Raw genomic sequence first — 24699 nt, forward strand, 5'->3', positions numbered from 1 at the left:
TTGAGCTACTGGAGCAGATCTATTTTCATAGATCTCTTTGAGAGGATTTGCCGTAGTTGGAAGTTGATCGCTGGATGGTCTCAAGCAACCCTTCCGTAGCGCCTGTTCAGCGTGAACGGTTTGAGAGCGTGCTTTCGGGGTTGGTATGGACCAATCGCGCACCCCACGGCCCGATCGCGCAGCCATTTCCATTTCAAGCGAAACTGTCATATTCAGTATCACTTGCCTACCCATAGTGACCAGCCCAACGCTTAAACAATGAGGCTGCACTGTGTTTCAACGTCTTCTGTGTTCGCTGTCCGTACTGAGCCTGTCCATCGCCGCCGCCCACGCTGCCGAGCCTGTGCCGCTCGACACGCCGCGCCTTCAGGGCATGGACAATTTCCGCGATGTCGCCGGCACCACCACCGCGTATTCCACTGCCCACGACGGCACCATGCGCGCTGGTGTGTTCTACCGCGCCAACGCGGTAACCCCGACGGCGTCTGACCTGGCGACCCTCAACGGCCTCGGCATCAAAGCCGTCTACGACCTGCGCACCCCCAGCGAAATCGCCGCCACTCCCGACACGATGCTGAGCGGCGCCTCCTACCAGAACATCGACATCATCGGCAGCACCACCTCCGGCGCGAACATCACCAATATCTCCTTCAAAAGCGCCGCCGACGCCATCGCGATGATGGAGCAAACCAACCGTGCGTTCGTCAGCGACGCCGGCATGCGTGGCCAGTTCGGCAAGCTGTTCAATGAGCTGGCCAGCGTCGACGCCGCGCAACTGTTCCACTGCACCGCCGGCAAGGACCGCACCGGCTGGACCGCCGCCGTGTTGCAGAGCATCGCCGGTGTCGACAACGCCACCATCATGGCCAACTATCTGGCGACCAATGACTACACCGCCGCCCGAGTCGCCGCGACACTGAAAGCACTGCCGCCAAGCATGGCTGCCATCTACGAACCACTGCTCGGCGTCCAGGCCAGTTACTTGCAGGCCGGTCTCGATGAAGTCACCGCGCAATACGGCAGCATGGACAACTACCTCAAACAAGGCCTCGGCCTGTCGCAGGAAACCATTTACGTCCTGCGCGGCAAACTCGTCGAATACAACAGCCTGCCGGGTCAGGCCGGGTTGATTGGCAACGCCGCTGCTGGCGCGGAATTGCTCCGCGAATTGCAAAACACCAGCCTGTCCGGCACCTACAGCGCCTACAACTACTACCTGCAATCGGCCATCGACGCCGGCACCCTCGGCGGTGTCGAATCCCAGGTCGGCGGCCAGGTCCACGCCGACGCTGCCAGCTACCTGCTGCGGCAGAACGCGATGATCGAACAAGCCGCCGCACCATTCGCCAGCGGCAGCGACCTCAAAGTCGGCCAGTACCGCCTCTGGACCACCGCGCTCGCCGGCTACCTCGGCACCGACGGCTCGGCGCACGCCGAGAGCAGCAATGAACACAGCCAAGGCTTGATGGTCGGCATCACCCAACGCTTCAGCGAACAACTCAGCGCACGCGGCGGTTTCGGCTACAGCAACGGCAGCGTTGGCGGCGCGGGTGGCGAAGCCGACACCGACTTCACCTTCCTCAACGTCGGCGCGCGCTACGGCTTCACCAGCCTTGAACAAGGCCTGTTCCTCGATGCCAACGCCAGCGCCGGCTACATCGACTACGACAGCAAACGCGACCTCGGTGGCGGCCTCGGCACTGCCAAGGGCGATACCCACGGTAACCTCAGCGGCGCCACCGTCGCCCTCGGCTACCGCGCCCCGGTCAACGGTATGACGTTCGAGCCAAGCCTCGGTTTCCGAGTCAGCCACCTCGACCTCAACGGCTTCAAAGAGAAGGGCAGCGAACTGGCACTCGACGTCGACGACAACACCGCCACCCGCCGCAGCGCCGTCGCCAACCTCAACGTCGCCTTCGCCCCGGTGGCGATGGGCGCATGGCAACTGGTGCCGGGCGTACAAGTCGGATACGAACGCACACTGGGCGACAACCAGGTCGACAGCCAAAGCCACCTGCTGGGGCTGGATATCGAACAACGCGCCGCGTTTGATAATCGCGACCAGTTCAGCGGTGGCGTCAACGTTATGGCCAGCCTCGGCGCCCTGAGCCTCGGCGCAGAAGTGGGCGCCAACGGCGGCGGCGAAAGCCACGGCTCCAACGGCGGCCTCAAGGCCAGCTACGCGTTCTAAAACAAAACGGGGTCAAGGAAGGACGACCCCATCCAACAAACACCCCAAAACCCAATGTGGGAGCGAGCTTGCTCGCGAAAGCGCCAGACCAGTCAACATCAAACCGACTGACTCACCGCATTCGCGAGCAACCCCGCTCCCACAAATTTGATTCCATCCAATAGCAGCCAATCAAAAGCCCCTCTCCCGAAGGAAGAGGGGACTGACCGCGTGGATTGGAAGAGTTACACCGACGTGGCATACCGAGTCGAGCTCAAATTTTGAAAAGCCCACCAATCGGCTCCCTCTCCCTCGGGAGAGGGATGGGCGGGCGGCGTTCCGATGAGAGGCAGTCCCACCACAAAACCTGCGAGTGTCCCTTGCGCTTGTATATGAGGTTGTGGGAGAGGGGACTGACCGAGGCGTCTTGCGTCATGCATCGACCTGAAAGATCGAGGCGATTATGGATTCAAAGCAAGACTCTCAGGTCGGTGTAGATCTTCAATATCCCCGGCTCGGTTCCCTCTCCTCGGGGAGAGGGCTAGGGTGAGGGGAAAGCAGTTACCGCAAAATCAACTGGCCAACTCGGTCAAACGCCTCCGCGCCCACTCCTCGATCAACCGCGCCGGCGTGCCATCCCCACGCTTAGCGGCCCATCGGCGCGGTGCGACGTTTTAGCTAAATCTTCTCACCACAAGTTACCTTGCAAACCTGTTACCCAATCACCCCCGAGCCCGAAACTCCGCCGGACTCACTCCGTAAGCCCCCTGAAAATACCGACAAAACCGCCCCACATTACTAAACCCAAACCGCAACGCCACTTCAGTCACCGACCCCGAACCCCGCCGCTTCAAATCCTCATAAGCCCGCTCCAGCCGCACCTGCCGCTGATACGCCACAATCGACATCCCGACAAACCGCCGAAACCCCTCCTGCAACGCCCGCTGACTCACATGACTCAAGCGCGCCAGATCCACACCACTGACCAACTGCTCCGGATGCGCCTGGATAAACTCCACCGCCAACTTCACATGCCGCGGCGCAACCATCGCCGTGGGCCGCCGCAACGCCTCGGAAAAGTTATGCGGCCAAGCCTCCAACACAGCATCGACCAACATCTCGCGCAACCGCGACGGCATCAACGTTCCGCTGTTGATCAGCAGATCAAACTCCGTCCCCGTGGCTAGATCGATCAACGCCTTGATCCCCTGAAACGCTGCCGTCTCAAGATCCACACTCGGCTCAAAAACGATCTTTTGCAGAATCGGCTTATCCAACAGCGCCGACAGTCGCTCAGTGAGCTGATGCCGATTGATCGACATCCCGTGATGCGCGTGATCGTCAAAGAAACGCATCGAACGGATATCCGCCTTATCGATCGCCAGCCCCACGTGCGACACCCCGACGGACTCGGTGGCATGGTTGAAAACAATCTTGCCGGCAGTGGGAATGACGAACGTGATCTCATCCTGTGGATCGGGGAAAGCGACGGTGAAATCACCGTGATAATGCATCCGCCGAAAACTCACGCCATCGTGCCGACCGTAAACGCCGCCAATAATGATGTTCGACGGCAGCGGCGGATTGTCGGCGTAGCGGTTACCGAAGAATTTGGAGAAGAGGGCGCCGAAGTCGTCCGAACGAAGATTGTCGGAGCGCAGAATTATTTGCTGGCGAACAGGAGTTGGAAACACCTTGGCGGCACCTTCGGTTGGGGGCTCTAGGACTGGGGTGTAGGGCAGGGCGCCGAAGAGATTAGCAGAGGAAATATGACGCGTTTGTGACAGCCAGAAACATGTCGTTACAGCGCCGCACTACGTTTACGCAACGGACACTCGGCAGGCCATGGCCGACATGGCAACCTGCTCGCCACTGTACTCAGCAAGCAAACACAGGCACCGCGCCAAGCCCCAGCCCCTGTTTGCCCAGCCCTGAAAGCCCAAAATCATCGGAGCGGCAATGCAAGCCAACACACAAACACTCCCCATTACCATGACCCCGGAACTCGACTTCGACCAAAACGCCGCCAGCGCTTTCGGCGAATCGCTGACCAGCGAATACACCCAAGCCACACCATTCCCGCACATCATCATCGACAACTTCCTGCAAGCCGACGTCATCGCCAGTATCCGCGAACAGTTTCCGGTCGAACCAACCAACAACGAACAGACCTACGAGCGCGGCTACAAAGGTCAACTCAAACGCCAGATCAGCCCCAACGCCTGCAGCCCGTACCTGAAGAACGTGTTCAACACCTTCAACTCCGCCCCCATGCTGGAATTCCTCGAAAAACTCACCGGCATTCAAGGCCTGATCCCCGATCCTTATTTCGCCGGCGGCGGCCTGCACGAAACCAAAACCGGCGGCTTCCTCGGCGTGCACTCGGATTTTCGGTTGAACAAAAAGCTCAATGTTGAGCGACGGCTGAACGTGATCATTTACCTGACCGAGGACTGGCAGGAGGCGTACGGCGGCAACCTGGAGCTTTGGGATGTGGGGATGAAGAAGTGTCTGAAGAAGGTGCTGCCCGTTTATAACCGGTGTGTGATTTTTAATACGGATAAGGATAGCAACCATGGGCATCCGGAGCCGTTGACTACGCCGGAGCACATCACTCGGAGGTCGATTGCGCTTTATTACTACACGGCGAGTGGGGTGGGTGGGGAGCCGGGGCAGAGGAATAAAACGCACTATAAGCCGCGGCCGAAGGATCGGTGGAGTTTGAGGTATTACGTGAGTAAGGTATTCAAGAAGAAAGGTTGAAGGGGCTCTAACGCATTGCGCTGAGAGCAAATTGCGAATATCCGAGATACCATGCAAGTCAAAAAGGAGTTCGAATGAAAGTTTGGCGGCTTGTAGCCCATCATGAGGATAGTGCTGGCGCAATTGAGGAAATGAAGCAGCGAAGCCGAATTGCAATTGGGTGGAGTAAGATTGGTGATTTGCGTGGTGCGTCTATCGATGGTTCCCGACGAATAGGGGGTTTGATTTCCAGATCATATCCAGAATTAAAGAATTCAAACTTTGGTGGGCCAAGTTTGTGGAATCTTTATAAAAGGATGAGTGAGGGTGATCTCGTTATAGTTACCTCTAAAAGCAAGCGTTGTTGTGTTTTTGAAGTGGTTGGCCCATATATTTTTGAAAGCAATCTTGAGCAAATTAAAGGTTATGGGCATCAACGATCTGCGTGTTTAACATCAATAGATGCGGAGGCTCTTTGGAAAGAGGTCGGTGGTAAGGAAAGTTCAGGTCAAAACTCTCGTTGGACGCTTTTTGAATGCGACTCTCAAAGAGTTATAAAGGAAGAGATTTTTGAGGAAGGGAGGCGCTGGGATATCAGAGCTACCGCTATCGAGAGGAATCCAGAAGCACGTGCAGCTTGTATTGATAAGTACGGTAGCGATTGTTTTGTTTGTGGTTTTAACTTTGGTAAGGTGTACGGTGACTTTGGTAAAGGCTATATACATGTACATCATCGAGTTGACATTAGCACAAGGTATGAACGCTATAAAATTGATCCGGTAGAGGACCTTGTTCCCCTATGCCCGAATTGCCACGCTATGGTTCATACTCAGCGTCCATCAATGTCGGTGGAAGAGTTGAAGGATAAGTATCAGCGTCTTAACAAAAACGCAGTCGTGTAATAGCTTTTAAAATCGTAGATGATGGGAGTAACAGTGCCAGATCACCATGATCTGAAGTGATCTGGTCCCAGATTTTCCCTTCATTATCCACCTTTTTGGTCCTATCTCTTCGAGCACATTTCGATATCGGTTTGGGTCGTAACCTCTGAGTCGATACCTAATCTGTATTTGCAATAATCTATGATGTCCTGTCTCTGCTCGCTCGTTAGTTTTTCTATGCGTCGATGATTGCCATCATTGGCGTGAATATTAAAAAACTGCACTCGAAACGTTAGGTGCTTTTTAATGAAAAATATTCTATTGACCTCGGCATCAGAAACTTCGTTGTAGAAGCCAATATTCAGAATGAGTAGCAGCGACGTTAAAATAGCGAGTACGAAATATTTCATTCCGCACCTGGCTTCGGTGGCGGTAAAAGTCCGGTCTTGGTACGGATATTTCTGACAAGCTCCATACCAATATTGCCGGGGCAGATTTTCCCTTCGCTCACTTGGCCAGGGTACTCACGATGGCCACCAAAATTCTTAATGACAAAAACTCCCTTTAAAACGTCGATCAAACGCAGCAACGAATCAATTTGTGTCGCAGGAATGACGTTTGTTGTGCTGACCCCGAAGTACTCCAGTGTTTCCCTACCTTTCGCTACTATGTCTCCGCCTTCCTCTGCGGTAGTCAAGTTCTCCAGGAGCACAATACCGATTACGCCTGTATTGAAGAGATGAACGTTTGATCCTAAAAATCTAATGTCACGTCCTTCAAGAACCGTTCCGTCACAAGCAATCGCATAGTGATAGCCAATGTCATCAAATCCGTTGCCCATGTGATGAGATTGAACACCCTTCATTTGCTTGGCGCCGCCCGGAGTGCATTCGTATGAGCGGCCTGCATGATGCAGAGCAATCATTGAGTAATCCCAATCCATCTCCATGTCAGGTTTGGCCTTGGCTGCTCCCCAGCTAGAGCGTTCAGTAAAGGTGCCTCCAGATGAACGGATGTTTTTAATAATGGCCTCCCGTGTCGCCGCTCGATCATCCACTTTCACGGGGATGGGGCACATGAATTCACCGGGCTTTATTTTTTGAGCTGTTGCTTTCGTCGAAAAATTTTCGGCCATTACTGCCCCTCCGATAGTTCGTCAAGCGTTCTTGCTGGCGCACTGAACTTGATATGCAGTGAGATTTTTGAGTCTTTCGATGGGGCTTTTATATGAGCTACGCCACTCGCGTCCGTCACGCCCGTAATCGTCACGCCGTCGACGGTGGCGACATAATCCCTAAGTGCCAATGGCTCGCCCGTTTCGCTGTTAAGGACGCTGAATGATTGACCGAAGGTATTTGGCAGGACTAATGGCAGTGGTGGTGTAAATGGAGCGGGCGTGTGGGAGTTGCCGATTACGATTGTGCCGGAACCACTGATGACGTTATTGCCATGGGCGCCGGTGCTACCCAAGGTTGCGGCAGGCAAGCCATTGATGAGAACCGTAGAGGCGACGTCGCCGACAATTGCGCTTCCGCATGCGCTTTTGTCTGTTTGTCGTGCGGCGGCTAAGCCGTCGAAGAAAACATCTGGAGATCCAGAGGCTATTGGATTGACCCCATGCCCAGGCAGAGGGCAGGAAGTGGGATCAGTAATACGAGCTGCAGGTTTTCCCGACATATCAAACATCCTTGTAGAAATTACGTCAGTCGAAGTTTGGCATAAAAGACTGGGCACGGACCATACGGAGTGAAGGGGCGATTAGCAGGACGAGGTAAAGGAGTTATGAAAACTCGCCAGAAAGCAGGAGCGTCCCCCTTTAGTTTTTTCGGCTGATCCCTCCATGGCGGCAGATCAACTGCCGCAATGGAGGGGACTTCGTTACTCCGTCGGCACCACGTTGTCCAACGCCCGATTCACCGCCAACTCCCCTAGCATCACCACCTGTGCAATGCCTTGCAGCGTCTTGCGTGCCGGTCCCTGCACCAGCCCGATCACATCCCCAAGCATCACCGATGCCGAGCCGAGTGATTCACTGGCATTCACCAGCAATTCCTCAGTCTTGGTGTTCGGGTTGGCGATAAACATCTTGTTGGTTTGGTACGGGGTGAGCATGATTTCCGGGGCAGGGCCGAGGTAATGCGAGAGGGCGCGGTCGACGGCTTCGTTGAATTTCTTGGCGTCTGGCGATTCGTCGCCCGCAATCGGATCGGTTTCTGGCGGATTCGGTGTGATCTTGAACATGATGTAACTCCCTTGTGTCGCTTAAAAGGAGCCATCACCCACTCGCTACCAAACGATGGGTGGCGGCCATGCACAGGTTGGTAGACCGGGACACAAGGAAAACCGGCGCGCTCGAAAGCGCCCTGCGCATGACCACCATAAAAGCCAGGCGAAGACTTTCGCCAATAGTGAAATTGCGCACCTTGTATACACGGGCTACCAAACCCGATCACTGCTATTCAGTGACCGACCCACAATAGAACCCGCATCCAAGGCGCACAAGCCGGCGGATTCTGGCGTAGTCGTAGGCAATGGCGCAAGGCGTTGTAGGTTGGGATGACGTAACTTGGGGTGTCTTTAAACAAAGTCCGGGAATTGCTTCAACAGGGCAGTTCGAGCTGTTTTTGCGATGTCTTTGTGGACTGGAGGAGCGGGAGCCGTTTCGCGATCCATCGGGGGCAAGCTCTCTCGCTACAGGGGGGAGTTAATTCGCCAGCGAAATCAGCGTGTCGATCACATTGATCGGCACATAAATCAGCGTAATCGCCGCATACGCTTTACGCGACCGAGCCATAAACGCGCCAATCGGCAACACAATCATGATCACATCCAGCAAACCCCAAAGCGCCACCGGCGATGCCTCAAATAACGTGACATTGACGATCAGCCCCAGGCACAGATACGTGGACAGCGACAGCAATGCATAGCGCCCATCCTGTTCGAAATACACGCGCAACCCGTTCTGCTCATCCTCACTGCGGCTCGGCAGCAACAACGCCGCCGTGACAAACAGCGACAGTGTCAGCATCACCAACAATAAAAATTCGAGAAACGAGAAGCTCTGTTTCACCGCCGACAGTGCGTTGACGGCCCACCAGAATTCCAGCTGCATGGTAAACAGCATCACCGCCCAGACCAACGCCACCCAGTCTGGCTTGGCTACTCGGCGGATGCGGAATACCGTTAATGCGCCGAGCAGCAGGCGGGTGACGGAGAGTCCGAGGATCATCGAGAGGACGGTGGCGACGATTGGGAAGTTGTTCATCTTGCCTCTCGTGAACTCGGTTTTGGCTGTCAGGGTGCTTTGGGCAGACTAGGTGGGGCGGGTAGGACCGTCAAACGTGGCTGTGCGGTTGGGTTGGCAGAAAACGGCTGTAGAGCCTTGCTGCGCGGAGGTAATGGATTAGGATGCCCGCAGGCTGGAATGGATCTTCTCGACTAAGGATGTGTGGTTTATGGAATCTGCTTTTTCGCAAGTTGCCGAGCGTTTGCACAACCGCCGGTTTTCCGTGGCGAATAACGCTCAGGGCTTGTCCGATGCACGCACGGTGTTTGAATACTTCGTCGAAGGCGCGGCGGTTTGGGGGACTTATGCGGGTGGGGATGTTCGCATGGGTAACCAGGTCGGGCGGGTGACCGGGGCTGACAGTATCGAGCTGCTTTATCAGTGCATCACCACGGATGGCGAGATTCGCGCGGGGTGGTCGCGGGGTGTGGTGGGGGTTGATGAGGCGGGGCGGACGACGTTGCGGTTTGTGTGGGGGTGGTTGTCGGGGGCCGAGGGTGGCGGGGAGTCGAGTTATGTTGAGGTGGTCGCGTAACTGTCCGGTTTTTAGCTACGCGAGCCTTTCAATCACTGCAAATCCAATGAAGTCTCACTCACGGCTGCTACATCCCACGTCCGCATCACCTGCGTAATCGCCGCATCAATGCTCTCAATCGGCGTGTCATCCCGAGCAAGGATGGAAATCCCCTGCAGGAAACTGTCGAACACCGTCGCCATGGCGGCTGCGTTCGTGTCGTCCGCTAACAATCCTTCACTCACACCACGCTCGACACACGCCACGATCCCTGCGCGGGTTCGGGCGCGGGAGTGGGTGAGGGCTTGAGCGACGTGGGCGTTTTCCGGACTCGGCGCGCTCATGACGCCGAGGGTGACCATGCAGCCTTTCGGGTGGCCGTCGTCGCATTGCATGCGCGCTGACTGGCGCAGTGCGGTTTCGATGGCTTGGCGTGGCGGCAGGGTTTCGTCCCACAGGCATTCGGTGACTTGGGCGAAGGTCGCGAGGTAACGCTGCACGCATTCGTCGAACAGGGCTTCTTTGGAGCCGAACGCGGCGTAGAAACTCGGCGCGGAAATGCCGCCGCCCAGTTCGGCCTTCAACAGTGAAAGGGATGTCGAGTCGTAGCCGTGTTGCCAGAACAACTGCATGGCCTGGTCGACGGCGTCGTCGCGATCGAATGCGCGGGGGCGGCCGGTTCTGGCCATAGCTGAAACTCCTCGGAAAGTGATTTGGATACTAGTCGATACATAAGTCGTTGACAACGTGCCTCGGCTGCCGCCAGTATTTTATATCGATCGGTATTTAAGTCTGACATTTTGCTCACAAGGAGTTTCCCGTGACACCTTCATTGACTCTATCGGCAGCGCCAAAACGCCTGCCCATCGGCGCCTTGCTGGCGCTGGCCATGACCGGTTTTATCTGCATCGTCACCGAAACCCTGCCCGCCGGGCTGTTGCCGCTGATCAGCGAAGGCCTTGCGATTTCGCCGTCGATGGCCGGGCAGATGGTCACCGCCTACGCGCTGGGCTCGGTGCTGGCGGTGATCCCGATGACCATCGCCACGCGCGGCTGGCGTCGGCGCAATGTGTTGTTGCTGACCATCGTTGGTTTTCTGCTGTTCAACTCGATCACGGCGCTGTCGTCGCACTATGGCGTGACGCTGGTGGCGCGCTTCTTTGCGGGGGTGGCGGCAGGGTTGGCGTGGAGTCTGTTGGCTGGTTATGCGCGGCGCATGGTCGAGCCGGATCAACAGGGCAAGGCGTTGGCGCTGGCCATGGTCGGTACGCCGATTGCCTTGTCTTTGGGGGTGCCGCTCGGCACATGGCTGGGAGGGCTGGTCGGTTGGCGTACGACGTTCGGCATTATGTCCGGGCTGACTTTGATTTTGATCATATGGGTGCTGGTGAAAGTCCCCGACTATCCACCACAGCCTGCGCATCAGCGCCTGTCGCTGCGCGATGTGCTGACGACGCCGGGCGTCCGACCGGTGCTGGCGGTGGTGATCAGCTGGATGCTGGCGCACAACATTCTCTACACCTACATTGCGCCGTTCGTGGCGCCGGCGGGGTTGGCCGATCGCGTGGATCTGGTGTTGCTGGTGTTCGGCATCGCCGCGCTGGCGGGGATCTGGCTGACCGCGAAACTGGTTGAGCCGCTGTTGCGCAAAACGGTGTTGGTGAGCCTCGCTACCTTCGCTGGCGTTTGCGTGGTGCTGGGATTTATGGGGCATGTGCCGCAGGTGATTTACATCGGCGTGGCGGTGTGGGGATTGAGTTTTGGCGGCGCGGCGACTTTGTTGCAGACGGCACTGGCGGATGCTGCCGGTGACGGCGCGGATGTCGCGTTGTCGTTGAATGTGGTGGCGTGGAATAGCGCGATTGCTGGCAGCGGGGTGGTCGGCGGGGTGTTGCTCGACCGCTGGGGCGTCGCCTCGTTTCCCTGGGCCATGGTGGTGCTGGTGAGCGTAGGGTTTGCCATTGCCTTCGGCGCGCGGGTGCATGGGTTCAGATCGGGGCCGCGTATTGCTGGAGCGGTTGCGGTTGCCGGGCACTGATGCCCGGATGCGCGCACTGCGTGAGCCTCGAGGGCGACCATGGCACGCTTAGCGCTTTTGACCTGAATCTGAATGTCGTCGACGTCGGCAACCGGCCAGAAGCGTCTCATCTAAAACCGTGGCTTTGCAGCCATGTTATGGTCTCGAAACCAAAAGAAAGCCCACGGAATTCAATCATGGAACTGGTTCGACTCACCCCCGCGGAATATCACACCAACGACAGCTACTGGCGACTTTTCAAGGTCGCAGATGGTTCTGTCTACATCCTCGTTGAATGTGAAGCGTCTTTTGTGGGGTACCAGTCCATGATCAAGCTCAACGCCGAGGAAATGCGTGACTACCACGGTTTGGGCTGGTTATCGATTCAGCATCTGGCTAACCGAATCAATTACTTTGTCAGTGATTACAGCGGCCGAAGGATTACGGGCTCTTTGCTCGAGGAAGCCAATCAGGTTTCAGCGCGTCAGTAGTTCTATTGGCTCAGCCCCTTGGAATCCGCCAACCCGCCCTCATAACCATTGCTATCCCCAATACCCCGAAGAGGAACGACACGCCATGACCACTCAAACCGAAACCGCCATCCTTGCCGGCGGCTGCTTCTGGGGCATGCAGGATCTGCTGCGGCGTTATCCCGGTGTGTTGCAGACCCGCGTCGGTTACACCGGCGGTGATGTGCCGAACGCCACCTACCGCAACCACGGCAACCACGCCGAAGCCATCGAGATCACCTTCGACCCGGCGGTGATCAGCTATCGACAGATCCTTGAATTCTTTTTCCAGATCCACGACCCGAGCACGCCCAACCGGCAGGGTAACGACCTTGGCCCGAGCTATCGTTCGGCCATTTATTACCTCAACGAAGCGCAGCGCGATATTGCCGAGGACACCGCCGCCGATGTCGACGCCTCAAAACTGTGGCCGGGCCGCGTGGTGACTGAAATCGAACCGGCGGGGCCGTTCTGGGAAGCGGAGCCGGAGCATCAGGATTACCTTGAGCGCATTCCGAATGGCTACACCTGCCATTTCATTCGGCCGAACTGGAAGCTGCCGAAGCGCGGGTGAGGGGCACGCGCCTTTCTTTCAGCGACACTTCATTGGTTGTAAGGCTGAATGAGTTTCCGACTTCGCGGGCAAGCCCGCGAAGAGGCGAGTGCCCATGGCGCCGTTTTAGCCCTGCGCTTCATCCTTCAAATCATCCAGCGCATCGATGATCGCCTCATCGCTGTCGGCCATTGCATCTCGCATATCTTTAGCGAGGGTGCTCTGGACGGCCATGAATTTTTCGGCCAGATCGCGGCCCTTTTTCGAACTCAGGATGATCGTCATCGCCTGCTCGGGATGCTGGTTGGCGCGAGTCAGCAGGTCAAGCTCCTCGTTGTTGAAGTGATTGGCATAGATTTCCACGACCATGCCCTTCAGGTCGTCAGGATCGATTTTCTCTCGCACGACGTTGCGAATTTGCTCGTGTTCGAGCATCGGGTAGCGGGAGGCATAACCGCTGGACGCGGTCTCGACCATGCTGGTGTATTGCTTGGTCATGCCACTGGACTCGACGAACGCCTGCGCCTTGTCCTTGTTACCCCCACAACCCGCCAGCGCCGCTGCGGCCAATACAGCCAGCATAATTTTTTTCATGCCCATGAGCATTTTTCCTTTAATGATCTGTAAGTGCAGAGAGCGCCACAAGTGTCCCTGTCTTTCACTCCAAACACCGTTTAGGGGTCATGCGGATTTCCCCGGACGGGTCGGCACTATTGGCCCCCTCGGCACTGCGCGCAGGCTCTTTACGACCGCTCCATTCGACAGGATAAGGTCCGCTCGGTGTCAGCAGCGCCTGCATTCGGCTCATGAAATCAGTGTCACTTCGGGCGTAGAAGATCCACTCCCGACGGTGTTCTCCAGTGACCGTGCACACCCACTTCGCAAGCCCGTCATCCGCAGCGGCCGAGAGTAAAAGGGTCTCCATCTCATTCATGCGTACAAGATCACGAGGTCGCGGCAGGAGTTTCCTGGAGGTGTAATTCCAGCGGACTCTCATCTTGAACGGTAGCGCCTGCTGCTCCGTCGCGGAAATTGAGCGAGCAGTCCGGTAACTCATGGGGCTGGGGATGTCCGGATAGTCGGACGCCTGAAAAGTGTCCTCGCCCGGCTCGGCGAGGCGCATTTGCGGGTAAAGATCTGGGCCATTGCCAAGAATGGCATTGAGTGCAGCAGCGCGTTCGTCATTACGGTCAACCACGCAGTCATCGTAAGCGGCACTGTGGCTTGGGCCTTCATCCAGGCAGGGGTCGCGTTCGATCGGTGGCGGGGGATGGGAGCAGCCCGTGTTAAGCAGAGTTGTCGATACCAGCAGCAAAAACAGCGGCCAAGCGCGATTCAGGGTGTTTCGATTGTCGGTTTTGACGTCATTCACAACATGCCTTCCTTGGGAGGGGCGAGTACTGGTTTGGAGTGGAAGTGCTCGAGCAGTGTCGCCATTGCGGATTGCCCGCAGGAAAAGCGGCCGCCATTTCATCGGTGAAGTTCATTCATTTCCTGACTTGGTGGGCATTGTAGAGGGTTGCGTGCCGGTTCAAACGTCGTCTCGTCGAGAAGCCAAGGTCCCGGTGTACGTTCAATCACGCTTTACCAAACCCCAGAAAAGAACGCAGTTTATTGCCCCACTTGCGCTCATAGAAGGGCGTGGTTTCCCTGAGAAAATAATCACTCAGGCCAGCTTCACCTTGGGACACCCGGCACAAATCAACCGGCTCGCCCTGGGGCGCGGTATCCCCGGCAACATTGCCCGCCTCACGCATTACCCGCTCAATATCGCCGTCCCCCTCAATGCCCACGATCAAGTGCGGTTTTTCATCGACCGAGGTGTCATGCATCAATGCCAGAAACGCGCGCTTCACATTGGAATGTTTGACGAGCAACTGCGTGAGCGAGTGGATCATTTGGGATGGGTATTCGGTGGGCTGACCGAGCAACACGTTGGTTTCTTTCTCGACCGTGCGTTGCGTGGCGGTCTGGCCAACGGCGTCAGCGAGCAAATTTTGCACCTCTTGCGGGAAAAACTCTTTGCCGTACGGTGACTTCGGATTCAGACAGAGCAGGGCACCCAGTGTGATTTCGAACAACGATCGGGCGGGTATTTCGAGGTAGGACTGCTCGCTGTCGATGGACTGTTGCAGTGTTTGCAGGGACGAGAAAAACGGGATGACCGGGGTGCCGTCCGGTTTTTGCCAATGGGCGATGCTGATGTTGCTGCCGGCTTCGAGATTGACGTGGCCGTCTGCCTCACCGGCGGTGCCGAGAATGTAAACGTTTGAATTCAACAGGGTGTTGAAAAACTCCGGACGATGTGCCGGTTCGTCGGCGGCCAGTTTGAGGCTTTTTTCCAGCAGGTTTTCTGGTTGGGTATCCATGGTGTTCATCCCTGACTCGGTCTAAAACAGAGCAAAGCGTCGATCAGTTACATCGACGCTGGTTCTACTGACGCCTTCGCGGGCAAGCCCGCTCCCACAGGTTTCCGGGTCGCTCACAAGGTTGCGGTACAGCGCAGATCATTGTGAGAGCTGGCTTGCCAGCGATTGCGGTGGGTCAGTCAACTTCGTTGGCACAGCCTATCCGCCATCGCTAGCAGGGGGAAGGCTTCAGAGCAAACTCCACGACACCCCGACATAAACCCCCATCCCTTCACCCGGCGTCGACCGCGCCGCATCCAGCCCTTTGTCGTCATACCCCGGCGTGACCGTGGCCGCGTAGTGCTTGTTGGTCAAATTGCGCATATCCAACCATCCCTGCCAGTCACCTTTCGGCGCGTTGTAACCCAGCGTCGCGCCGAACAGTGCGTAAGGATCGGCGTAGTAACTGTTGGCGTAATCCACGGCAACTTTCGACACCAGTTGCGTGTTGACCGCGGCGAAGAAGCCTTGGGGCCAGTCATAGCGCAACTCACCCTGGTAGTAATGCATGGGCAAACCGGGCAGGCGATTATCGCCAAAACGATCATCGTCCCGATAGTGGAAATCGCTGAAGGTATACGCCTGACGCAGGCTCAACCGGCGACCATCGGCGGCCGACCAGAGTTGACTGTTGAGGCTCGCTTCGATGCCTTGGTGCACGGTCGGGCTGGCGTTGAGCTCATACGGCGTGACCGCATTGGCATCCGGCAGTACCGACAGCAGTTCGTGGCGCACTTGCGCGTAGTACCACGCCAGGCTCCATTCGCCGACCGCACTGTCGCCGCGTCCACCGAGTTCCAGTGTGGTTGCGGTCTGGTTTTGCAGTTTGATCGGCTCTTTTTGCGTGCCGGTTGCGGCGCCGTTGCCTGCCGGGAAACGCACGTTGGAGCTGTAAATCAACGACCACGGATGTGGCGCCTCAACCGAGCGGCTGAGGTTGCCGAACACTTGCAGGTCTGGGCTGATCTGGTAACGCAGGCCGAGGCGCGGTGCGTAGTCCCAGTCGTTCATGCTGGTTTTGCCGCCGCTTTGCGGGTAGGTGACATCACTTTCGCGGCGGGTGTAGATCGCGGCGAGGCCGGTAGTCAGCCACAGGTCGTCGGCGATTTCCAGGTCGTTGCCAAAATGCAGAACGGTGTCCGAACCCTGATAGGTGAAGTTGCGCATGCGCGTGCCCGGCACGTAGCTGGCGGTGTTGCCGGTGGGAATGCGCACGAACTCGCTGGCGCCGTCGTTGGGCAGGTGTTTGGTCACGCGCAGGCCGACATTGCTGCGGCTTTCCATGCCGAAAATCGTATCGCGGCGTTTGTAGTCGAACGTGCCGCTGACGTCGGTGTAGGCGACCTTCAAGCGGTTTGGGCCTTCGCGTAGGTCCATCGGGTAGTCATGGTAGACGAGGCCGGTCTGAATGCTTGAATCGTCGTCGATGTAATAGGTGGTCTTGTTGCCGATGAAGGTGCTGCCCGGCTGCTTGCGGCTGTCATCGCGCGTCACATAGGACGGATTGGCTGCTCGGGGCGAGTGTTCGATGGAATGCTTGGTCACGCGGCCGGCGAGGTCGTTATCGGTTTCCCGGTAGCGGATATAGAAGCGCGTTTCCAGGTTCGGGTTGAAGCGATAGCCGAAGTTGGCGATCACGCCTTTGCTCTCGCTGGCGGTGTGATCCTGATAGCCGTCGGCGTTGGAATCGGTGAGCGACACGTAGTAGTCGAAGTCGCCGAGCACTTGCCCGGAACTGACCTGACGCTGTTGATAGCCGTGGCTGCCGGTGGCGTAGCGCACTTGCAGTTTCGGCGCGTTGTAGCCGGTGTGGCTGACGTAATCGACGGCGCCGCCCAAGGCCAGCGAACCGCGATCAAAACCGTTGGCACCGCGCAAGACTTCAACGTGATCGACCCACAGCGGTTCGAGCAATTCATACGGCGTGCCGCCCGGGCCGCTCATCGGCAGGCCATCGAGCATGGTGTACAGCCCCGACGCGTGGGCGCCCGGCGCGCGGTTGATGCCCGAGCCGCGCACCGAAATTTTCACGCCTTCGTTGCCCGCCGACTGCGCATAAACCCCCGGCTGATAAGCCAGCACATCCTGATTGCTCGCCACCCGGCCCTGCAATGGTTGGCGCATGTCGACCACGTTGGTGCCGCCGGGCACCTGTTCGAGGCGGGTTTTCGCTTCTTCGACGCTCGCGTCTGAGCCACTGCGTTCATCGGCCGAAATCAGTACTTGCCCCAATTCCAGACCTTGAGTCTCGGCCATCGCCGGGCAGGCAAGAGCCAGGCCGAGCAGGGCGGTGGGCAGGGATTTGGACGACGGCATCGAAAAACTCCAGGCAGACAAGGGCAGGGCAATGAACAGTGCGACGTAACAAAGAACGAACGAAACACATGGCAATTTGGCTTTTTGCCCGGCAATGGCAAACAGCACGTCATGAACTAACCTCACGTGTCTGGTGTATCCCGTCAATCAACAGTCTGTTTCTGCATTTAATGGAGAGGGCCAAGGTCATGGCAAAAGGCAAAAAGAAGGCCGCCACGGCGTCTGAAAGTCCCAAGTTGAAAAACAAGGATTACCTTGAACAGTTGCGCAAGCTGCACGTCGAACTGGTCAAGTTGCAGGAGTGGGTGATCGCCAAGGGCGTCAAGGTCTGCATCGTTTTTGAGGGGCGCGATGGCGCCGGCAAGGGCGGCACGATCAAGGCACTGACCGAACGCGTCAGCCCGCGGGTTTTCCGCGTGGTGGCGCTGCCGGCGCCGACCGATCGCGAGAAAAGCCAGATGCATGTGCAGCGTTATTTGCCTTATCTGCCAGCGGGCGGTGAAGTAGTGATTTTCGACCGCAGTTGGTACAACCGCGCCGGTGTCGAGCGGGTGATGGGCTTCTGCACCGACGAACAGGCTGACAAATTCCTCAAGTCGATTCCCTGGGTCGAACACGCCATCGTCCAATCGGGAGTGATCCTGCTCAAGTACTGGCTGGAAGTCAGCCCCGAAGAGCAGACCCGCCGGCTTGAAGCGCGCATCAACGACGGCCGCAAGACCTGGAAACTGACACCGATGGATCTTAAGTCCTACAGTCGCTGGTACGACTACTCACGGGCGCGGGATGAAATGTTCAAGTACACCGACACCGAACACGCGCCATGGCGGGTGGCCGATTCCAACGACAAGCGCCGTGCACGGCTGAACATCATCAGCGATGTGCTTAGCTGCATTCCGTACGAGGATGTGAAACGCGAGAAGGTCGAGTTGCCCAAACGGCAGAAACCGGGCAAGTACCGGGAGCCGGATTATCCATACAAACGCGTAGCGGCAAAGTTCTGACAGCTGGCCAGCAAAAATCCCTGTAGGAGTGAGCCTGCTCGCGATAGCGGTGTGTCAGCCAACACATCCGTCACAGACAATCCGCTATCGCGAGCAGGCTCACTCCTACAGAGGCGGTGGTGTATCCATCATTGCTGATCGGCGAAGTCCTTTAGAAACAAGTAGTCCATCCGTCGACTGCGCTGAACCATCGCGATCTCGTTTCTTTCTACCCGTGGAGTCCTTCACGAGATCATCCCCGATGTTCAATCAGCGCAAACAAGAAAAACAAGAAAAACTGGCAGCATGGCGAAAACTGGCGACGCAAGCGCAGATGCGCCTGGACCCGGAAGAACAGTACGACGAACTGCTCAAGGCTGCCGATGAAATGGAGGAGCAAGGGCTGATCACCAGCGCCGAGTGGCGGCAGTTGGTACGTGATGCGGGCAACGTGTTTACCGCTGACTCGAGACGAATAAACGGTTGAATCGCTCAAGTCACGCGACCCTTCTTCGCTTTCAGGGTGGCGCCTCTGGAGTCTTGCAGCAGCCGCGCAAATGCTGTTTTGTCGATCGGCCGACTCATGAAATAACCCTGCACCTCGTTACACTGATCGACACCGAGAATATCCAGTTGCTCTTCGGTTTCGACGCCTTCGGCCGTTACCGTCAGGCCCATGGCCTTGCCCAGCCCGATAATCGCCTGCACCACCGCACGATCATTGGTGCCGCTGCTGATTGAGGCGATAAAACGCTTGTCGATCTTGATCCCATCGAATGGATAGGCGCGCAGGTAGCCGAGCGATGAGTACCCGGTGCCGAAGTCGTCCATGTTCAGGCGCACGCCGAGTTCTTTCAGGGCGTTCATGGTCGTCAAGGCGCCGTCGGTGTCGTTGAGCATGACGTTCTCGGTGATCTCCAGTTCCAGGCGACTGGCCGGGAATCGGGTTTGCACCAGCACTTCGCGAACATCCTCGACCACATCGCTGACGGCAAACTGCGCCGGCGACAGATTGACCGAGAGCAGAATGTCTTCCGGCCAGCCCAGCGCGGTTTCGCAGGCTTCGCGCAGCACCCAGCGACCCAACGGCACAATCAGGTCGGTCTGCTCAGCTAACGGAATGAACAGGTCCGGGCCGAGCAAACCCTTGGTCGGATGCTGCCAGCGCACCAGCGCTTCGACCGAAACAATGTGCTTGCCATCGACCTTGTAGCGCGGCTGATAGTGCAGGATGAACTCGTTGTGCTTGAGCGCATGGCGCAGATCATCTTCCATTTGCCGGCGTGTCTGGATCTGATCGCTCATGTGCGCTTCGAAATAACACCAGGTGTTCTTGCCGTCGGATTTGGCCTGATACAGGGCGATGTCGGCATAACGGATCAAATCGCTGGGCACGAAGCCGTGGCGGCGGCTGAGCGCGATGCCGATGCTGGCGCCGATGTGCAGTGGATGATGCTCGAAGATTACCGGTTGATGCAGGCTGCCGATCAGGCGGGTACAGAATTTGTCGATTTCGTGCGGGCTGTCCATGCCGTTGAGCACCACGATGAACTCGTCGCCGCCCAGACGCGCGACGATGTCATGTTCGCGGGTGCATTCACGCAGGCGCACAGCGACTTCTTGCAATACGGCATCACCGGCCGGATGGCCGAGTGAATCGTTGATCGGTTTGAAGTTATCGAGATCGATCATCAGCAGCGATAGCGGCGGCGCGTGCTCCTTGAGCAGCAGTGCGTCATCGAGATAACGCGCGAGTTTGTTGCGATTGGGCAGGCCGGTGAGGGCGTCGTGCATCGACAGATGCTGGATCTGCGCATGCGCGGCGACTTCGTCGGTGATGTCGCTGGCGGTGCCGCGATAGCCGATGACTGCGTATTGGGCGAAGATCGGTCGGGCAGACAGTCGACAGTGGCGTTGCTGGCCGGCGTGGTCACGGTAGGTGCAGCGTAAATCACTGGCGCTGTTTTCCTCGGTGAGTTTCTTCAGCCACAGTTCCAGTGGCGTGGTGTCGCAAAACAGCAACTGACCAATGTCTTGTCCCAGCCACAGGGTTTGCGGGTAACCGGTCACTTCGCTGAAGCGCGCCGACAGGTAGGTCAGCGCCAGGTCGCGATCGACTTCCCAGATCCAGTCCGATGCGGCCTCGGCCACCGCGCGAAAGCGTTCTTCGCTGGCTTCCAGCTCCCGGTTGGCGTTTTCCAGTGCTTGATTGGAGGTTTGCATGACGGCAAAACTCTGGTCGACGTATTGCGATGAACGCAAGGCGTGACGGAAGAAGTACGCGGTCAGCAGCATCAGCACCACAAGCGTCGCGCCGAGTGGCGGCAGCAATGACCACAATAAATGTTGCCCGGGCCGTTCCAGATCAGCGATCAGGCTGTAACCGGTGCTGTCCAGCGGCACACGAGGGCGTTTCGGGTCGATCGTCTCGTCCGGCGCCAGCGTCAAGTTGTTCAAGCCGTAACCGCTGCCAATCAGACGCAATTTGGTCGGCGTAAGTTTGTCGACAAATACCAGCACCGAAGAGGCCTGCGGATCGCCCAGTGGCCGCTCATCGTTGGGAATGATCGCCGCCGTCGACACCAGCGCCGGCCAGCCTTCGAACAGTGAATAGCGACTGACTGGCTTGGTCAGATCACCTTGGCCCAACACTTGATCGAGTAACTCCGTGGCGCTCACCTGAACGAATGCGGACAGTTCGACATCGACCATTTGCCCGCGCACCACCGCGTAACGGGTGCCTTCGCGGTTCAGCACGAACACGCCGTCATAGCCGTCACTGGTGAACAGGGTTTTGCCGAGGTTCTGCTCGGTGTAGGCCCAATTGGTGTCGACCTGACCGCTCAAATGCTCATAGGCCGTGGTCCAGTAGGCGTAGCTGGTGATGTAGTTTTTCGAGGCAGTGATGCGGTTTTCCAGCGCGCGAGCGGAATAGAAGCGGGTTTTGTTGATCTCGTCGTTGTCGAGGCGTTCGGCAATACCGAGCAAGGCCACGGTCGCGGCAATCACGCCACTGACGAACAGCGCACCGACCGCGAAAGCCAAGCGGCGGGTGACGGCGCTCTGGCGCGGTGGAAGCGGGGCTGCATAGCTGGAAAGGTCCATGTGCTCGTCCTTGATCCGCTGTCTTCTGAATCTAGAACCACGGCGCAGGCGCAATATTCAGATTCTTCTCGGCGACTGCAATGAAAGCGTAGTGAACCCGGCGTGATTTGCCTCCCCAAGTGCAAGACGCCGATCAGCGGCGATTCCCGAAAGGGCAAGACTTCCCGCGCAAAAACCGGATAATGGCCGCCATTCGTTTAGCCGTATTCTGGTAATCCCGCATGGAAATCAAGGTCAATTTTCTCGACAACCTTCGACTTGAAGCCAAGTTCGACGACTTCACGGTGATCGCCGATCAGCCCATCCGCTACAAGGGCGATGGTTCGGCACCGGGGCCGTTCGACTACTTTCTGGCGTCGTCGGCGTTGTGTGCGGCTTACTTTGTGAAGTTGTACTGCGACACCCGCAACATCCCGACTGAGAACATTCGCCTGTCGCAGAACAACATCGTCGACCCGGAAAACCGCTACAACCAGATCTTCAAGATCCAGGTGGAATTGCCGGCGGACATCTCCGAGAAGGATCGTTTGGGCATCCTGCGCTCGATCGATCGCTGCACGGTGAAGAAGGTCGTGCAGACCGGTCCGGAATTCATCATTGAAGAAGTCGACAATCTCGACGCCGATGCCCAAGCCTTACTGATGCCGGTTGCCGGTTCCGACGCAGGCACCTTCATCGCCGGCAAGGACCTGCCGCTGGAGCAGACCATCGCCAACATGTCGGGCATCCTCGCCGACCTCGGGATGAAGATCGAAATCGCTTCGTGGCGCAACATCGTGCCCAACGTCTGGTCGCTACACATCCGCGACGCGCACTCGCCAATGTGCTTCACCAACGGCAAGGGCGCGACCAAAGAGGGCGCATTGGCCTCGGCGCTGGGCGAATTCATCGAGCGCCTGAACTGCAACTTCTTCTACAACGACCAGTTCTGGGGCGAAGAGATCGCCAACGCCGAGTTCGTTCATTACCCGGACGAACAGTGGTTCAAGCCGGGGCCGAAAGATGAGTTGCCGAGCGAGATTCTCGACGACTACACCCGGAAGATTTACAACCGTGACGGCGAATTGCGTGGCTCGAACCTGTTCGACACCAACTCCGGCAACACCCAGCGCGGCATCTGCTCGCTGCCGTTTGTGCGCCAGTCGGACAATGAAGTGGTGTACTTCCCGTCCAACCTGATCGAAAACCTCTACCTCAGCAACGGCATGAGCGCTGGCAACACCCTCGCCGAAGCGCAGGTGCAGTGCCTGTCGGAGATCTTCGAGCGCGCGGTGAAACGCGAAATCCTCGAAGGCGAAATGGCCCTGCCGGACGTGCCGCAAGAGGTGCTGGAGAAGTACCCGAGCATCCTCGCCGGCATCAAGGGGCTGGAAGAGCAGGGCTTCCCGGTGCTGGTCAAGGACGCGTCGCTGGGCGGTGAATTCCCGGTGATGTGCGTGACCCTGATGAACCCGCGCACCGGCGGCGTGTTCGCCTCGTTCGGCGCGCACCCGAGCCTGGAAGTGGCGCTGGAACGCAGCCTCACCGAACTGTTGCAGGGCCGCAGTTTCGAAGGCCTCAATGACTTGCCGCAACCGACCTTCTCCGGCCAGGCGGTCACCGAGCCGAACAACTTTGTCGAACACTTCATCGACTCCAGCGGTGTGGTGTCGTGGCGTTTCTTCAGTGCCAAAGCGGACTTCGAATTCGTCGAGTGGGACTTCTCAGGCCAAGGCGAAAACTCCAACGCCGAAGAAGCCGCGACGCTGTTCGGTATCCTCGAAGACATGGGCAAAGAAGTCTACATGGCGGTCTACGAGCACATCGGTGCCAAGGCCTGCCGCATTCTGGTGCCGGACTACTCGGAGATCTACCCGGTCGAAGACCTGATCTGGGACAACACCAACAAAGCCCTGCAATTCCGTGCCGACATCCTCAACCTGCACACCCTGAGCAAGGTCGGCCTGCGCAACCTCGCCCAAGGCCTGGAAAACAGCGAGCAGGACGATTACACCGAGATCACCACGCTGATCGGCATCGAGTTCGATGACAACACGCCGTGGGGCAAGCTGACGATTCTGGAACTGCGCCTGCTGATCTGTCTCGCGTTGCAGAAGTACGAGCAAGCCAAGGATCTGGTCGAAGCGTTCCTGCAATACAACGACAACACCGTCGAGCGCGGCTTGTTCTATCAAGCGGTCAACGTGGTGCTGGAGATGGAACTGGACGAGGATCTGGAACTGGAAGACTACGAAGCCAACTTCCGCCGGATGTTTGGCGATGAGCGTATGGATGCGGCGATTGGTTCGGTCAATGGCAGCGTGCGCTTCTACGGTTTGACGCCGACGAGCATGAAGCTGGAAGGGCTGGATCGGCATTTGCGTTTGGTTGAGAGCTATAAAAAGCTGCATACGGCGCGGGCGAAGGTGAAACAGGGCTAAGCCTGTTTCACATGGGGCTCGGTGGTGAATTCACCCCTCACCCCAGCCCTCTCCCCTAGGAGAGGGAGCCGATTTGTGGGCTTTTCAAAACCAGAGTTCGACTCGATATCTCAGGTCGGCGTATTTCAACCAGACACCTCGGTCAGTCCCTTCTCCCTGAAGAGAGGGAGCCGATTTGTGGGCTTTTCAAAACCAGAGTTCGACTCGATATCTCAGGTCGGTGTATTTCAACCAGACACCTCGGTCAGTCCCCTCTCCCTCTGGGAGAGGGCTAGGGTGAGGGGCTTTGGCTTTCCCGCCCATGCGCCGCATCCGCCAATTGACCGGTATCGACTCGCACAAACACCGAATCACCCACCGCCGTCAGCACATCTCCCGCATACACCTCACAAATCACTCGTGTCTTGCGCCCAACCTCACCCTCGACTTTCGCCCGCAAAACCAGCGGCACACCCATCGGTGTCGGCTTGATGAACTTGATGCCGAGGTTGCCAGTAACGCAGTCAATACGCGGCAGGCTGCCGGGTTCGCGGTTCTCTGCGCGGTAGTGGTAGGCCATGACTGTCCAGTTGGAATGGCAGTCGACCAGCATCGCGATCAAACCGCCGTAGACCAGATCCGGCCAGCCGCAATACTTGGCGTCCGGCAGGTGTTCGGCGATCACGTGCACGCCGTCTTCGTGCCAGTGGCTTTTGACGTGCAGGCCGTGCGGATTACGGCCGCCGCAGCCGTAGCAAACGCCTTCTGGCGCGGCGAGGTCTTGCAGGGGAATATCGAGGCTGGACATGGTTTTTA

22 protein-coding genes are annotated in these 24699 nt (G+C 57.6%); 10 read left to right on the forward strand and 12 right to left on the reverse strand.

Features of this window, described 5'->3' with window-relative positions:
• Positions 1-271: 271 nt before the first annotated feature.
• Positions 272-2191 carry a tyrosine-protein phosphatase gene (locus tag HUW52_RS15440; RefSeq protein WP_175554148.1) on the forward strand — a complete coding sequence of 640 codons (1920 nt, stop codon included), beginning with the start codon at positions 272-274 and terminating at the stop codon, positions 2189-2191.
• A 701-nt stretch (positions 2192-2892) separates the two neighbouring features.
• Here HUW52_RS15440 and HUW52_RS15445 read toward each other — a convergent pair.
• Positions 2893-3864 (reverse strand): AraC family transcriptional regulator, encoded by a 972-nt coding sequence (locus HUW52_RS15445; RefSeq protein ID WP_175554149.1) that lies wholly within the window; start codon positions 3862-3864, stop codon positions 2893-2895.
• 265 nt (positions 3865-4129) lie between these two features.
• On the opposite strand from HUW52_RS15445, the gene HUW52_RS15450 reads away from it, so the two are divergent.
• Together HUW52_RS15450 and HUW52_RS15455 are read left to right on the forward strand one after the other, a co-directional pair.
• Positions 4130-4933, forward strand: coding sequence for a 2OG-Fe(II) oxygenase (locus tag HUW52_RS15450; protein ID WP_175554150.1), 804 nt, complete (start codon positions 4130-4132; stop codon positions 4931-4933).
• Between the two features lie 74 nt (positions 4934-5007).
• Positions 5008-5814: an HNH endonuclease gene (locus HUW52_RS15455; protein WP_175554151.1), complete on the forward strand. Its 807-nt coding sequence runs from the start codon at positions 5008-5010 to the stop codon at positions 5812-5814.
• 385 nt (positions 5815-6199) lie between these two features.
• Here HUW52_RS15455 and HUW52_RS15460 read toward each other — a convergent pair whose 3' ends face one another.
• The 4 genes from HUW52_RS15460 to HUW52_RS15475 form a co-directional block, all read right to left on the reverse strand.
• Positions 6200-6928 (reverse strand): N-acetylmuramoyl-L-alanine amidase, encoded by a 729-nt coding sequence (locus HUW52_RS15460; protein WP_122599046.1) that lies wholly within the window; start codon positions 6926-6928, stop codon positions 6200-6202.
• The gene (locus tag HUW52_RS15465) at positions 6928-7470 is read right to left on the reverse strand and encodes a PAAR domain-containing protein (protein WP_163004794.1); all 543 of its coding nucleotides are present in this window, start codon (positions 7468-7470) and stop codon (positions 6928-6930) included. The genes HUW52_RS15460 and HUW52_RS15465 overlap by 1 nt, the downstream gene beginning before the upstream one ends.
• A gap of 201 nt (positions 7471-7671) precedes the next feature.
• A complete protein-coding gene (locus HUW52_RS15470; RefSeq protein WP_095111968.1) occupies positions 7672-8034 on the reverse strand; it encodes a DUF6124 family protein in 363 nt (120 codons plus the stop codon).
• A 463-nt stretch (positions 8035-8497) separates the two neighbouring features.
• Positions 8498-9058, reverse strand: a complete 561-nt coding sequence (locus tag HUW52_RS15475; protein WP_175554152.1) for a hypothetical protein — start codon at positions 9056-9058, stop codon at positions 8498-8500.
• Positions 9059-9248: 190 nt separating this feature from the next.
• On the opposite strand from HUW52_RS15475, the gene HUW52_RS15480 reads away from it, so the two are divergent.
• Positions 9249-9614: a hypothetical protein gene (locus tag HUW52_RS15480; protein ID WP_175554153.1), complete on the forward strand. Its 366-nt coding sequence runs from the start codon at positions 9249-9251 to the stop codon at positions 9612-9614.
• A gap of 32 nt (positions 9615-9646) precedes the next feature.
• Here the strand turns inward: HUW52_RS15480 and HUW52_RS15485 are convergent, their stop codons facing one another.
• Entirely contained in the window at positions 9647-10282 is a 636-nt protein-coding gene (locus tag HUW52_RS15485; protein WP_175554154.1) for a TetR/AcrR family transcriptional regulator, read from the reverse strand.
• 131 nt (positions 10283-10413) lie between these two features.
• Here HUW52_RS15485 and HUW52_RS15490 point away from each other — a divergent pair, with 131 nt between their 5' ends.
• The 3 genes from HUW52_RS15490 to msrA all read left to right on the forward strand — a co-directional run bounded on the left by HUW52_RS15490 (position 10414) and on the right by msrA (position 12693).
• Positions 10414-11631 carry an MFS transporter gene (locus HUW52_RS15490; protein ID WP_175554155.1) on the forward strand — a complete coding sequence of 406 codons (1218 nt, stop codon included), beginning with the start codon at positions 10414-10416 and terminating at the stop codon, positions 11629-11631.
• A gap of 176 nt (positions 11632-11807) precedes the next feature.
• On the forward strand, positions 11808-12101 hold the full coding sequence (locus HUW52_RS15495; RefSeq protein ID WP_016987909.1) for a hypothetical protein: 294 nt from the start codon (positions 11808-11810) through the stop codon (positions 12099-12101).
• 85 nt (positions 12102-12186) lie between these two features.
• Positions 12187-12693 (forward strand): peptide-methionine (S)-S-oxide reductase MsrA, encoded by a 507-nt coding sequence (msrA, locus tag HUW52_RS15500; protein ID WP_016987908.1) that lies wholly within the window; start codon positions 12187-12189, stop codon positions 12691-12693.
• Between the two features lie 105 nt (positions 12694-12798).
• Here msrA and HUW52_RS15505 read toward each other — a convergent pair whose 3' ends face one another.
• The 4 genes from HUW52_RS15505 to HUW52_RS15520 form a co-directional block, all read right to left on the reverse strand.
• Entirely contained in the window at positions 12799-13317 is a 519-nt protein-coding gene (locus tag HUW52_RS15505; protein WP_246376187.1) for a hypothetical protein, read from the reverse strand.
• Between the two features lie 13 nt (positions 13318-13330).
• On the reverse strand, positions 13331-14044 hold the full coding sequence (locus HUW52_RS15510; protein ID WP_256667826.1) for a DUF695 domain-containing protein: 714 nt from the start codon (positions 14042-14044) through the stop codon (positions 13331-13333).
• 205 nt (positions 14045-14249) lie between these two features.
• Positions 14250-15041, reverse strand: coding sequence for an enhanced serine sensitivity protein SseB (sseB, locus tag HUW52_RS15515; protein ID WP_246376188.1), 792 nt, complete (start codon positions 15039-15041; stop codon positions 14250-14252).
• 228 nt (positions 15042-15269) lie between these two features.
• Positions 15270-17396, reverse strand: a complete 2127-nt coding sequence (locus HUW52_RS15520) for a TonB-dependent receptor domain-containing protein (protein ID WP_175554158.1) — start codon at positions 17394-17396, stop codon at positions 15270-15272.
• A 188-nt stretch (positions 17397-17584) separates the two neighbouring features.
• Between HUW52_RS15520 and ppk2 the strand changes: the two genes are divergently transcribed.
• Together ppk2 and HUW52_RS15530 are read left to right on the forward strand one after the other, a co-directional pair.
• A complete protein-coding gene (gene ppk2, locus HUW52_RS15525; protein ID WP_175554159.1) occupies positions 17585-18400 on the forward strand; it encodes a polyphosphate kinase 2 in 816 nt (271 codons plus the stop codon).
• Positions 18401-18641: 241 nt separating this feature from the next.
• Positions 18642-18866 carry a hypothetical protein gene (locus HUW52_RS15530; RefSeq protein WP_150729023.1) on the forward strand — a complete coding sequence of 75 codons (225 nt, stop codon included), beginning with the start codon at positions 18642-18644 and terminating at the stop codon, positions 18864-18866.
• Between the two features lie 5 nt (positions 18867-18871).
• On the opposite strand, the gene HUW52_RS15535 is transcribed toward HUW52_RS15530, so the two are convergent.
• Positions 18872-21484, reverse strand: coding sequence for an EAL domain-containing protein (locus HUW52_RS15535; RefSeq protein WP_175554160.1), 2613 nt, complete (start codon positions 21482-21484; stop codon positions 18872-18874).
• Between the two features lie 221 nt (positions 21485-21705).
• Here HUW52_RS15535 and HUW52_RS15540 point away from each other — a divergent pair, with 221 nt between their 5' ends.
• Positions 21706-23904, forward strand: a complete 2199-nt coding sequence (locus tag HUW52_RS15540; RefSeq protein ID WP_175554161.1) for an OsmC domain/YcaO domain-containing protein — start codon at positions 21706-21708, stop codon at positions 23902-23904.
• Positions 23905-24175: 271 nt separating this feature from the next.
• Here the strand turns inward: HUW52_RS15540 and HUW52_RS15545 are convergent, their stop codons facing one another.
• The gene (locus HUW52_RS15545) at positions 24176-24691 is read right to left on the reverse strand and encodes a PaaI family thioesterase (protein WP_016983036.1); all 516 of its coding nucleotides are present in this window, start codon (positions 24689-24691) and stop codon (positions 24176-24178) included.
• Positions 24692-24699 lie beyond the last annotated feature (8 nt).

Source organism: Pseudomonas sp. 43A, assembly GCF_013363935.1.
GTDB lineage: Bacteria > Pseudomonadota > Gammaproteobacteria > Pseudomonadales > Pseudomonadaceae > Aquipseudomonas > Aquipseudomonas crudilactis.